This is a genomic window from Qipengyuania algicola, from assembly GCF_042492175.1.
Taxonomy (GTDB): domain Bacteria; phylum Pseudomonadota; class Alphaproteobacteria; order Sphingomonadales; family Sphingomonadaceae; genus CAJXSN01.
Genome location: NZ_CP170453.1, coordinates 2,324,138 through 2,336,021, shown reverse-complemented (window position 1 = coordinate 2,336,021; position 11,884 = coordinate 2,324,138). Strand labels below are relative to the sequence as shown.

General features: G+C 62.2%; 13 protein-coding genes and 1 tRNA gene. 6 read left to right on the top strand and 8 right to left on the bottom strand.

Features of this window, described 5'->3' with window-relative positions:
• Positions 1-3 precede the first annotated feature (3 nt).
• From rpsP to ACFCW2_RS11090, 4 genes are all read right to left on the bottom strand, one after another.
• Positions 4-489: a 30S ribosomal protein S16 gene (gene rpsP, locus ACFCW2_RS11105; protein WP_379546411.1), complete on the bottom strand. Its 486-nt coding sequence runs from the start codon at positions 487-489 to the stop codon at positions 4-6.
• A gap of 37 nt (positions 490-526) precedes the next feature.
• On the bottom strand, positions 527-2,020 hold the full coding sequence (ffh, locus tag ACFCW2_RS11100; protein ID WP_379546410.1) for a signal recognition particle protein: 1,494 nt from the start codon (positions 2,018-2,020) through the stop codon (positions 527-529).
• Positions 2,021-2,279: 259 nt separating this feature from the next.
• Positions 2,280-2,355 (bottom strand) — tRNA-Ala (locus ACFCW2_RS11095).
• Positions 2,356-2,684: 329 nt separating this feature from the next.
• Positions 2,685-3,017: a TIGR02300 family protein gene (locus ACFCW2_RS11090; protein WP_379546408.1), complete on the bottom strand. Its 333-nt coding sequence runs from the start codon at positions 3,015-3,017 to the stop codon at positions 2,685-2,687.
• 154 nt (positions 3,018-3,171) lie between these two features.
• On the opposite strand from ACFCW2_RS11090, the gene aroA reads away from it, so the two are divergent.
• From aroA to ACFCW2_RS11060, 6 genes are all read left to right on the top strand, one after another.
• Positions 3,172-4,518, top strand: coding sequence for a 3-phosphoshikimate 1-carboxyvinyltransferase (gene aroA, locus ACFCW2_RS11085; protein WP_379548976.1), 1,347 nt, complete (start codon positions 3,172-3,174; stop codon positions 4,516-4,518).
• Positions 4,515-4,787, top strand: coding sequence for a CBU_0592 family membrane protein (locus ACFCW2_RS11080; RefSeq protein ID WP_379546407.1), 273 nt, complete (start codon positions 4,515-4,517; stop codon positions 4,785-4,787). The genes aroA and ACFCW2_RS11080 overlap by 4 nt, the downstream gene beginning before the upstream one ends.
• Positions 4,784-5,401 carry a (d)CMP kinase gene (locus ACFCW2_RS11075; protein ID WP_379546406.1) on the top strand — a complete coding sequence of 206 codons (618 nt, stop codon included), beginning with the start codon at positions 4,784-4,786 and terminating at the stop codon, positions 5,399-5,401. The genes ACFCW2_RS11080 and ACFCW2_RS11075 overlap by 4 nt, the downstream gene beginning before the upstream one ends.
• Positions 5,402-5,881: 480 nt before the next feature.
• Positions 5,882-7,585: a 30S ribosomal protein S1 gene (gene rpsA, locus ACFCW2_RS11070; protein ID WP_379546404.1), complete on the top strand. Its 1,704-nt coding sequence runs from the start codon at positions 5,882-5,884 to the stop codon at positions 7,583-7,585.
• A 93-nt stretch (positions 7,586-7,678) separates the two neighbouring features.
• On the top strand, positions 7,679-8,434 hold the full coding sequence (gene gloB / locus ACFCW2_RS11065; protein WP_379546403.1) for a hydroxyacylglutathione hydrolase: 756 nt from the start codon (positions 7,679-7,681) through the stop codon (positions 8,432-8,434).
• Between the two features lie 132 nt (positions 8,435-8,566).
• Positions 8,567-9,541, top strand: coding sequence for an NADPH:quinone oxidoreductase family protein (locus ACFCW2_RS11060; RefSeq protein ID WP_379546402.1), 975 nt, complete (start codon positions 8,567-8,569; stop codon positions 9,539-9,541).
• A gap of 159 nt (positions 9,542-9,700) precedes the next feature.
• Here the strand turns inward: ACFCW2_RS11060 and ACFCW2_RS11055 are convergent, their stop codons facing one another.
• From ACFCW2_RS11055 to ACFCW2_RS11040, 4 genes are all read right to left on the bottom strand, one after another.
• Positions 9,701-10,234, bottom strand: a complete 534-nt coding sequence (locus tag ACFCW2_RS11055) for a hypothetical protein (RefSeq protein WP_379546401.1) — start codon at positions 10,232-10,234, stop codon at positions 9,701-9,703.
• The gene (locus ACFCW2_RS11050) at positions 10,227-10,721 is read right to left on the bottom strand and encodes an ATPase (RefSeq protein WP_379546399.1); all 495 of its coding nucleotides are present in this window, start codon (positions 10,719-10,721) and stop codon (positions 10,227-10,229) included. The genes ACFCW2_RS11055 and ACFCW2_RS11050 overlap by 8 nt, the downstream gene beginning before the upstream one ends.
• Positions 10,722-10,823: 102 nt before the next feature.
• A complete protein-coding gene (locus ACFCW2_RS11045; protein WP_114520182.1) occupies positions 10,824-11,051 on the bottom strand; it encodes a F0F1 ATP synthase subunit C in 228 nt (75 codons plus the stop codon).
• 39 nt (positions 11,052-11,090) lie between these two features.
• Positions 11,091-11,849: a F0F1 ATP synthase subunit A gene (locus ACFCW2_RS11040; protein WP_379548975.1), complete on the bottom strand. Its 759-nt coding sequence runs from the start codon at positions 11,847-11,849 to the stop codon at positions 11,091-11,093.
• Positions 11,850-11,884: the final 35 nt, after the last annotated feature.

Genomic DNA, 11,884 nt, shown 5'->3' with positions numbered 1-11,884 from the left:
GGCTTACTCGCTCTTGGCTTCTTCTTCAGCCGCTGCTTCCTCGGCAGGCGCTTCGGTAGCAGCGTCTTCAGCCGGTGCTTCTGCAGCTGCTTCTTCCTCAGCCGGAGCGTTCTTGGCTTCTTCTTCAGCGGCCTTCAGCGCTTCAGCAGCGTCGGCTTCTTTCTGAGCCTTCTCTTCGGCGCGCTCGGTCGCTTTCTCGCCCGGCTTGGCTTTGTTCGGGTTATTGCGGGCTTCACGCTCACGGATGCCGGCGGCGTCGAGGAAGCGGGCGACACGGTCGCTGGGCTGTGCGCCCACGCCGAGCCAGTATTTCGCGCGATCTTCGTCCAGCTTCACGCGGGCCGGATCGTCCTTGGCCAGCAGCGGGTTGTAGACGCCGATCTGCTCCAGATACTTACCATCACGCGGCTTGCGGCTGTCGGCAGCCACGATGCGGTAATAGGGACGCTTTTTCGCGCCGCCACGGGAGAGACGAAGTGCAATTGCCATGATTTTTTCCTTTGGTAATCTGAATGATTTGAATTGGTTACTTCTTCTTGTTCAGTAAATTCGCAAGGTCCGGCGGGATGTTCCCAGGCGTGCCGCCACCCATTCCGGACAGGCTGGGCATACCGCCACCGGGGCCACCGCCCATTCCGCCACCCATGCCTCCGGGAGGAGCCCCGCCCCCACCGCCAAACATGGCAGCGAGACCCTTGAGGCCGCCCATCTTCTTGATCTGCTTCATCGCGCGGGACATTTCCTGATGCATTTTCATCAGCTTGTTCACGTCCTGCACGGTGGTTCCGCTGCCGGCGGCGACGCGCTTCTTGCGCTTGGCGTTCATCAGCGCGGGATTGCCGCGTTCCTTGGCCGTCATCGAGCCGATGATCGCGTCCAGACGGTTCAGATAGCCATCGTCCACGCCGCTATCGGCCATCGCGGCCTTGGCCTTTTTCATGCCCGGCATCATGCCCGCCAGCGCGCCCAGCCCGCCCATATTCTGCATCTGCTGCAGCTGCATGCGCAGATCGTTGAGGTCGAACTGACCCTTCGCCATCCGCTTGGCGAGCTTCTCGGCGTCTTCTTCCTTGATCGTTGCGGCGGCCTTTTCCACCAGGCTGACGACATCGCCCATGCCCAGGATACGGTCGGCAACAGAGCGCGGGCGGAAGGGCTCCAGCGCGTCCAGCTTCTCGCCCGTCCCGGCAAACTTGATCGGCTTGCCGGTGACAGCCCGCATCGACAGCGCAGCACCGCCGCGCGCATCGCCGTCCATCCGGGTGAGAACCACACCGGTCAGCGGCACTTCGTCGGAGAAATTCTGCGCAACGTTGACCGCATCCTGCCCCGTCAGGCTGTCGACCACCAGCAACACTTCGGTCGGTGCGGAAACGCCCGCGACCGCCTTCATCTCCGCCATCAGCGCTTCGTCGACATGCAGGCGGCCTGCGGTGTCGAGCATCAGGACATCGAAGTTCTGCAGCCGCGCACTGTCCATCGCGCGGCGGGCGATGTCGACCGGCTGCTGCCCTTCGACAATCGGTAAGGTCGCAATATCGATTTGCGTGCCCAGCACCGCCAGCTGCTCCTGCGCGGCGGGGCGATTGACGTCGAGCGAGGCCATCATGGCCTTCTTCCCGTGTTTTTCGCGGATATGTTTGGCGAGTTTCGCGGTGGTGGTGGTTTTGCCCGAGCCCTGCAGGCCGACCATCATCACGACGACCGGCGGCTTCGCCTCCAGATTGAGCGGGACATGGCCATCTTCGCCGTCCTCGCCGCCAAGCATCGCAATCAGTTCGTCATTGACGATCTTGACGACTTGCTGGCCCGGCGTGACCGATTTGAGAACGCTTTCGCCGACAGCCTTCTCGGTCACCCGGTCGATGAAGTCGCGTGCCACAGGCAGAGCGACATCCGCCTCCAGCAAGGCAACCCGCACTTCCCGCATCGCATCGCGCACATCCTGTTCGCGCAAGGCACCTCGGCCGCGCAGGCGGTCGAATGTACTTCCAAGGCGATCAGACAGCGCTTCAAACATAGGCGGGCCTCAACTCATAAATTCGGGACAATCCCCGAAACGCGAAAAACGCCGGCGAACGAAACCTCGTTGGCCAGCGCGCGAGGCAAAAAATGCCCCGACTTGTTTCTCTAAAATCCATTTGCCTGGATTTTGGTTCTGATTGGAAGCGAAAATGGTGGAGTGTGAGAACCGGAGCGCAGCGGACTAAAAGTCCGTGAGCACCGGAAGCGCAACAAACCGCCATTTGCAGCCCAATCAGGGCCGAAAGACAGGTAAATGGTGGAGCCTAGCGGGATCGAACCGCTGACCTCAACACTGCCAGTGTTGCGCTCTCCCAGCTGAGCTAAGGCCCCAATCATTTAACGCCGAAGCCAACGCGGCTCCGACAGGCAGCGCCCAATATAAAGCGCGGTAAGCATTGGCAAGGAGTTTGTTCGAAGAACCCTTGTTTTAGGCACGCCCATCCGGGCGCGCATCCTCGGTGCTATTTCGACGTTTTGCGTCGAGCACCTGCGGGGCGGGCGCGTGCCCTTTCGGTCCGCTGGTCGCGGACCGCCCCCTTCAGGCCAAACGGCTTGGAATCATACGAGGCTTCCAGGCCTCACAAGGCCGACCGGCCGCCCGAGCTAATGCGAGGAAGCAAGGGGCGCGGATGCGCCCCGCCCGCAGGGTCCAAAGAAAACTAAGTCTCCGGACCTTCGTCGTCGCCCTTGCCTTTGGACACGCCGAGATCGTCGTCGCCGCCCAGATCGACCTCATTGTCCGGCGAATCGTCATCTTCGTCGACGTCGATATCCAGATCGTCATCGGCCAGATCGCTGTCTGCCGCGGCGTCCTTCTTCTTTTTCTTCTCGTCTTCTTCGAAGGTGATCGGCTGCTTCGCCTTCAGGACAGGCTCGGGCGTCCATTCTTCACCGCACTCGATGCAGGTGGCCGGATCTTCCTTGCCCAGATCGTAAAAACGGGTTCCGCATTTGGGGCAGCTACGCTTGGTGCCCCATTCAGGCTTCGCCATGACTTTGTGTTCCTTGTGGTCGGGCCTGCTGGGCGAGAATGCCGCTGGCCGCGCAATAATTCGTTTGCTGTTGATGGGCATCATTCATGCCCGAATCAAGAGTGCGGCGCGCCTTGCCATGCAGGCCTGCCACTGTCAAAGCCGCGCCGCTATCATGACGACACCGACCGCCCCACATGCCGCTGCTCCCAACCCTCACCGGTTCATGCCTTCCGGCCCGCTGAAAGGCCGCATCCGCGTGCCAGGCGACAAGTCGATCAGCCACCGCAGCATCATGCTGGGCGCGCTGGCGGTGGGCGAGACGCGGGTGACCGGCCTGCTGGAAGGCGAGGATGTCCTCGCCACTGCTGCTGCGATGCGGGCCATGGGCGCTCAGGTCCGCAAGTCAGGCGAGGAATGGCTGGTTCACGGCGTCGGGGTCGGCGGATTGCTGCAACCGCAGTCGGCACTCGACATGGGCAATTCGGGCACCTCCACCCGCCTGCTTATGGGCCTGATCGCCAGCCACGGGATCACCGCGACCTTTACCGGCGATGCCAGCCTGTCGCAGCGCCCGATGGGCCGGGTGATCGAGCCGCTTTCCCAAATGGGCGCACAGTTTCACGGGTCGGCTGACGGCACCCTCCCGCTGGTGATGGAGGGGATATGCCCCGCCGTGCCGATTGAATACCGCCTGCCGGTGGCCAGCGCTCAGGTAAAAAGCGCGGTTCTGCTGGCCGGACTCAACACGCCGGGCATCACCACAGTCATCGAGCCGGTGCCCACCCGCGACCATTCCGAGCGTATGCTGCGCGGATTTGGCGCGGAGTTGGATGTCGAGGAAGCGGGCGAGGACCGCATCATCACCGTGCGCGGCGATGCCGAGTTGCAGCCACAAACCATCGAAGTCCCCGGCGACCCTTCCTCGGCTGCGTTCTTTGTGGTGGCGGCCCTGCTGGTCGAAGGCAGCGACCTTGTCATAGAGAATGTCGGCCTGAACCCGACCCGTGCCGGGCTGTTCGAAGTGCTGCGCGCCATGGGCGGACACATCGAGGAATTGGACCGCCGCGATGTCGGCGGGGAGCCGGTGGCTGATCTGCGGGTCAGGCACTCTGCGCTGACCGGCATCGCGATAGACCCCGCCCTCGCCCCAAGCATGATCGATGAATTTCCGGTGCTGTTCGTCGCCGCCTCCATGGCCAGCGGCACAACCACCACCAGCGGCCTCGACGAATTGCGCGTGAAGGAAAGCGACCGCTTGGCCGTGATGGCTGCCGCGCTATCCGGAGCAGGCGCAAACATCACCGAGCGCGAGGACGGGCTGGTGATCGAAGGCACCGGCGGCGCGCTCTTGCGCGGCACTGCCAACAGCCGCACCAAAACGCATCTCGACCACCGGATCGCAATGAGCATGGCAGTGGCAGGGCTGGCTTCGTCAGACGGCGTGGAAGTGGACGACACGCGCCCCATCGCGACGAGCTTCCCGAACTTTATGGCGTTGCTAGACGGTGCGGCTTCGTGACTGTCCCGCTGGACATATACTCCCTGATCGGCTTCGTCGGCACCGCCTGCATCATAGGCGCTTACGCCTATCTGACGCTCAGCGAGAGCGTGAACCCCTACATCCTGCACGGCACCAATCTCGCCGGAGCGGCGTTGCTGACAATCTCCCTCATCGTGCACACCAATTGGCCCAGCCTCGTGCTCGAAGGTTTCTGGGCCGCCATCGCCATCACCGGTCTGACGAAGGCCGCTATGTCCCGCAGAAAAACGCGAAAGACCCAGCAATGATCATCGCCGTCGACGGACCCACCGCTTCTGGCAAGGGCACCATTTCCAAGGCTCTCGCAGCCCATTTCGGACTGCCACATCTCGATACCGGTCTGCTGTACCGGGCTGTCGGGCGGCAGACATTTCTTGATGGCGGCGATCCGGACAATGCGGAGGATGCGCTGGCGGCTTGCGGGTTTCCCGACAAGCTGCTCGCCGATGCTTCGCTGCGCAGCGAAGTCATCGGCGGCATGGCAAGCAAGGTTTCGGTCCACCCGAAAGTGCGCCAGACCCTGTTCGAGCGCCAGCGCGCCTTTGCCGAGCAGGAGGGCGGCGCGGTGCTGGACGGGCGCGATATCGGCACTGTCATCGCGCCAGATGCCGACGTGAAGCTGTTCGTTACCGCCAGCGTGGAAGCTCGCGCGGCCCGCCGCTATGCCGAGATGAAGGAACGCGGAGAGGACGTATTGCTGGAAGTCATCGCCGAGGATCTGCGCCAGCGCGACGAGCGCGACCGGACCCGCGCCGAGGCCCCGCTGGTGGCCGCGAGCGATGCCTATGTGCTCGATACGTCCACGCTAGGCCGCGACGAGGCGATTGCGGCCGCTATCGAGGCTGTTGAGCAGGCGGTTTAGGGTTTCTTTAGACGCTCACAGAGGCACAGGGGGCACAGAGAGCTTTTGCCGCATGCTGCGAAGCAGCTCTCAATCCGGAAATTTCCGCTTTTCACGACATAGCAGTTAAGGGCGTCTTCGACGCAGAGCTCCCCAAACCCCTCTTATTCTTTCTTCTCTGTGCCTCCGCGCCTCTGTGAGTGCCCACCCTGCATTCGCCCCGCAGCACCGCGTTTCACTTGCGTTTCGCGCCTTCGTGCCGTAACGGCGCTCCCGTCTGACGGACACCCTCCGCAAAAGGCCGGAACATAGGCGTGCAACGCGCGCTTCCTCCGCCTTTTGCGACAGTGCGCCCCGAGGACACCCGCGACGGCATTCGGCCCCGCGGGCAGTATCGGCCCTCTTGCCCCGCCAGCCTGCGCAATGGTGCGCTGGAAGCGGTGAAAGACCCCGGGAAAACCGGTGGCCGGAAGCAAATGTGAATTAGGAACCTAAAGCCCTATGGCTACTCAGGAAATGCCCACGCGCGACGATTTCGAAGCGCTTCTCAACGAACAACTCGGCAATGCAGATGATGGCGGCTTCGAAGGCCGCGTCGTCAAAGGCACCGTGACCGCAATCGAAGCCGGAATGGCGATTGTGGATGTCGGCCTCAAAAGCGAAGGCCGCATCGATCTCAAAGAATTCATGCGCGGCGAAGAAGACCACGGCCTGACCGTCGGCTCCGAAGTCGAAGTCTATGTCGACCGCGTCGAAAACAGCGACGGCGAAGCAATGCTCAGCCGTGACCGCGCCCGCCGCGAAGCCGCGTGGGACAAGCTGGAAGCCGAGTTCGGCGAAGAAAAGCGCGTCGAAGGCCGCATCTTCGGCCGGGTCAAGGGCGGCTTTACGGTCGACCTCGACGGTGCCGTGGCCTTCCTGCCCGGCAGCCAGGTCGATATCCGCCCCGTGCGCGATGTCACCCCGCTGATGGAACAGCCCCAGCCCTTCCAGATCCTGAAAATGGACCGTCGCCGCGGCAACATCGTTGTCAGCCGCCGCGCTGTGCTGGAAGAAACGCGCGCCGAACAGCGCAGCGAACTGATCGACAAGCTGGCCGAAGGTCAGGTGATCGACGGTGTGGTCAAGAACATTACCGATTACGGTGCGTTCGTGGATCTGGGCGGCATCGACGGCCTGCTCCACGTGACCGACATGAGCTACAAGCGCGTCAACCACCCCAGCGAGATGATCGAAATCGGTCAGACCGTCACGGTGCAGATCGTCCGCATCAATGCCGAAACGCAGCGTATCTCGCTCGGCATGAAGCAGCTGGAAAGCGATCCGTGGGATGGCGTCTCGGCCAAATATCCGGTCGGCATCAAGATGAACGGCACCGTCACCAACATCACCGAATACGGTGCATTTGTTGAACTGGAAGCCGGCATCGAAGGTCTGGTCCACGTCTCCGAAATGAGCTGGACGAAGAAGAACGTGCACCCCGGCAAGATCGTCAGCACTTCGCAGGAAGTCGAAGTTGTCGTTCTGGAAGTGGACAGCGACAAGCGCCGCATTTCGCTCGGCCTCAAGCAGGCGCAGGGCAACCCGTGGGACGATTTCGCCGAACAGTACCCGGTCGGCACGAAGGTCACCGGCGAAGTCAAGAACGCGACCGAGTTCGGTCTGTTCATCGGCCTGCCCGGCGACGTGGACGGCATGGTCCACATGTCCGACATCGCCTGGGGCATCTCCGGCGAAGACGCGCTAGCACTGCACCGCAAGGGTGAAGAAGTTGAAGCCATCGTTCTGGACGTCGACATCGAGAAAGAACGCATCAGCCTCGGCATGAAGCAGCTCGAAAAGGGCGCGCCGAGTGCAGAAGCCGCTGGCGGAGACGATCTGCGCCGCGGTCAGGTTGTGACCGTGACTGTCCTCGAAGTCCGCGATGGCGGCCTCGAAGTGCAGGTTGGCGAAGACGGTGCGACCGGCTTCATCAAGCGTTCGGATCTCGGCCGTGACCGTGACGAGCAGCGTCCCGACCGCTTCCAGACCGGCAGCAAGGTGGACGCACAGGTCACCGGGTTCGACCGTTCGAAGAAGCCGACCTTCTCCATCAAGGCGCGTCAGATCGCCGAGGAAAAGGAAGCAGTGCAGCAGTTCGGTTCGTCCGACAGCGGTGCGTCGCTGGGCGACATCCTGGGCGAAGCGCTCAAGAAGAACGACTAAGCACAGCGCCTTCAATGGCGAGCGAAAGGCCCGTCTGCGCATTCGCGCAGGCGGGCCTTTTCTAGTTGGCGAGAACCGCCTAGCATCCCGCCCATGCTGCAAGTTCACCAATTCCCGTGCCTGTCCGACAATTACGGATTCCTGCTCCACGATCCTGACAGCGGCGAAACCGCTGCAATCGATACGCCCGATGGCAAGGAGTATCTGCGTCAGGCCGAGGCCAAGGGCTGGACCATCACCCACATCTGGAACACGCATTGGCATCCCGATCATGCCGGTGGGAACCCGGATATCGTGGAAGCGACCGGAGCGACAATCGTTGCACCGAAGGAAGTCGAGAAATTGTCCGCCATCGATCAGCTGGTGGCGCATGGCGACACAGTGACGCTGGGGAGGCACAGCGCCCACATCATCGACGTGTCGGGCCACACCAACGGCCACATCGCCTACCACCTGACCGATGCGGACATGGCGTTTGTCGGCGATGCCGTCTTCGCGCTGGGCTGCGGGCGGATGTTCGAAGGCGAGCCCAAACAGTTCTGGGACAGTCTGGAGCGGATCAAGGCCCTGCCCCCCTCCACCACGCTCTATTGCGCGCATGAATACACTGCAGCGAATGCGAAATTCGCCCTCCACGCGGATCCCGAAAACACGGCGCTGCAGTCTTATGTCGAAGAAATCACCGCCAAGCGGGCGAAGGAGCAGCCCACTGTTCCGACGCAGCTGGGCCGGGAGCTCGCAACCAACCCGTTCCTGCGGGCCGATGACCCTGCGCTGATGGCCAAGTGGGGCGGCACTGCTCCGCACGAGACATTCGCCGCGCTCCGGGCTGCCAAGGACGCGTTCTGAGGTGGTAGTAGGTGCCAGCGTCCTCCCCTCCTTTTCAAAGGAGGGGATCGAGGGGTGGTTGCGGCGCGCAAGTGTCGTCCTGCTCCATTCACTACCCCCACCCCCCTCCTCTGAAGAAGAGGGGGCATTACTGTGAAAGCGCTGCAGGTCCAGCGCTTGTCCGATGATTTGTCGGGCGTCGAGTTGGTGAAAATGCCCCGTCCTAAGCGGGCAACAAGCGAAGTGCTCGTCAGCGTAAAGGCGGCATCGCTCAATTATCCCGACCTGCTGATGACGCGCGGCGCATACCAGTTCAAACCGGAGCCGCCTTTCGTCTCCGGCATGGAACTTGCCGGCGAAGTGATAGAAGCGGACGCGGACGCTGTGTTTCAGGTCGGCGACCGGGTAACCGGCGGCGCGAAAACCGGCGGCTTTGCAGAAATCGCCAGCGTCCCTGTCACCAGCCTGCGGGCCATTCCTGAGGGCGTTTCTTACGCGCAAGCCGCAGCCATGGGCGCCGCCTACTCCACCGCCTATACCGCGCTTGTCGAACTCGGCGGGTTGAAGGCCGGACAGACGGTGCTGGTCCACGGTGCCAGCGGCGGTGTCGGGCTGGCGGCCTGCGATCTGGCGCGGGCATTGGGAGCAACGGTCATCGCCGCGACCCACCGCGAGGACAAGCTGGAGCCGCTAGGCGCGGCCTCTCGCGCCAATCATACCATCCTCAACTCCGGGCGGTTTCGCGAGCGGGTGAGCGATCTGACCGATGGCCGCTTGTGCGATCTCGTCTTCGATCCGGTCGGCGGCGATGTGTTCGACGAAAGCACACGCTGCGTGACGTTTGGCGGCAAGCTGCTTGTGGTCGGCTTCGTCGCGGGCCGGATCCCGGAAATCGCGGTCAATATTCCGCTGATCAAGGGTTTCTCGGTCGTCGGTGTGCGGGCCGGTGAGTACGCCCGCCGCTTCCCGGAACGCGGCGCGGCGATCCGCGATGCAGTCGATGCCCTGCTCACCGAAGGGCGCCTGATGCCGCATATCGACCGCACACTGCCACTGGACCAATGGCGCGAGGCTTTTGATGCGATGGAGGCCGGCGAGATTATCGGGAAGATCGTGCTGGAGCCGTAACTTCGCGCCCCACCCTTTCTCCCGTTCGTGCTGAGCCTGTCGAAGCACGCGCGCGCCCTTCGACAAGCTCAGGGCGAACGGAATTGGGGTTAATCGCTCAAAATGAAAAGGGCGGCCCGTCTGGACCGCCCTTTCAAGATGGTTCGGCATTTGCGCGAATTACAGCGCAGCAATAACCTCGTCGGCCAGTTTGCTGTCAGCGTCCGCATCATGCTTCTCTGCAATCAGCTTGCGGCTGGCGGCAGCGGCGGCCATTGCAGCGCGGCTGCGCACGTCGTTCACCGCTTCGCGCTCGGCTGCGGCAATCGTGTCCTGCGCCATCCGCTTGCGGCGCTCGATCAGAGCTTTGCTGTCAGCCTCGGCCTTTTCGAGCAGTGCATCCGCTTCACGGCGCGCATTGTCCATCATGGCTTCGGCGTCCTTCTCGGCGCCCGCAATCTTGCGCGAATATTCATCGCGCAGCGCTTCGGCTTCGGCCCGCAAGGTCTTGGCCTCGTCGAGCTGTTCGCGGATCGCGGCGATGCGGGCATCCAGACCGCCGGCAATCATACCGGGGACCTTCTTCCAGATCATCACTGCGATCAGCACAGCCATGGAGATCGAAACGATCACATAGGGTTCCATGCCCCACAGGCTGGGCCCGAGCGCTTCGGGAACGTCCTGCGTGGTCAAGACTGCGGGTGCATTAGACATGAGCCAGTGCCTCCTTGACGGCCTTGGTTGCGGTAGGCTTGGTCACCTTCACACCGGCGAGACGCTTGGTGATGTCCTGCGCCGCTTCGGCAGCAACCGTCTCGATTTCCGCCATCGCAGTGTCGCGCGATGCGGCGATGCGGGTTTCCGCCTCGGCAAGTTTGGTATCGAGCCGCTTCTGGGCCGCCGCGATCTTCTTCTCCGACTTGGCGGCGGCATCAGCTTTCGCTTCCGCTACCAGAGCCTGTGCCTGTGCGCGGTTCTCGTTTTCGCGAGTGCGCCAGGCTTCTTCCTCTTCATCCGCCCGGTCTCGTGCCGCCTGTGCGGCAGCCAGATCGTCGGCGATCTGTTTGTCGCGGTCACCCACGGTCGCCATCACGCGCGGGACCATGCCCCGACCGATGACGAAGAAAACAAGACCGAAGAACACCAGCAACCAGAAAATCTGGCTGGAGTATGTCTCGGCGAGCTGGGCTATCTGAGGCATTGCACGGGTCCTGCGAAGAGGCGTCTTGCGAGAGAAAACTCGAAATAATCAGCGTTGCAGGCCGAGGTCGCCCCCGGCCCGCAGCACCAAAACGTCAACCGATCAGGCGACGAAGATCAGGATCATGGCGACAACGAATGCCAGCAGACCGAGAAGCTCGGCAGCGGCGAAGCCGATGAACAGGCGGCCCTGCTGGCCGTCAGCGGCGCCCGGATTGCGCAGTGCGCTCTCGAGGAACGAGCCGAACACGTTACCCACACCGATAGCGGCCATACCGGCACCGATTGCTGCGAGACCGGCACCAATGAGCTTTGCTGCTTCTGCGTCCATTAGAAAATTCCTTTAAATTCTGTGTGTTGTGAAAATAACTTAGTGAAGGTTCTCTGCGTCGTTGATGTAGAGCGACGTCAGAAGAGCGAAAACATAGGCCTGAATGCCGGCGACCAGAATTTCCAGCGCGCTGATACCGATCATCAGGACGAAGCTGGGTACACCGACCAGCAGGCCGAAACCGATACCGGCGTTGGTCCCGTCGATCACGAAGCTCGACAGAACCTTGAGCAGCACGTGCCCGGCCATCATCGCAACGAACAGTCGCAGCGCGAGGCTGAACGGGCGCACGAGGAACGAGATCAGCTCGATCGGGAAGATGATCGGGATCATCGGCAGCGGCGTGCCGTGGGGCACGAACAGGCTGAAGAAATGGAAGCCGTGCTTCCAGAAGCCCACGATCAGGACGATCGCGAAGCTGATGACAGCCAGAACGCCAGTGACGGTGAAGTGGCTGGTGAAGGTGAACGGGTGGATGCCGACAATGCCCAGCGGCAATAGGCCGAGCAGGTTGGCGAACAGGATGAACATGAACAGCGAGAAGACGTAAGGGACGTATTTCTTCCCTTCTTTCCCGATGTTTGCTTCCAGCATATCATCGATGAAGCCGGTCGCGCTTTCCACCATGACCTGCCAGCGGCCGGGCACGAGCTCGCGCTTCATGCCGCCCCAGACAAATACGAACAGCACGATGGTGGTGATCATCATCCACATCGAGCTGTTGGTAAAAGCGATGTTGAAACCGGCAATTTCCCAGTTCTCCGAACCCAGAATGGGCTCGATATGGAACTGGTGCATCGGGTCGACTTTGCCCTCTTCGGCGGCCACGATAA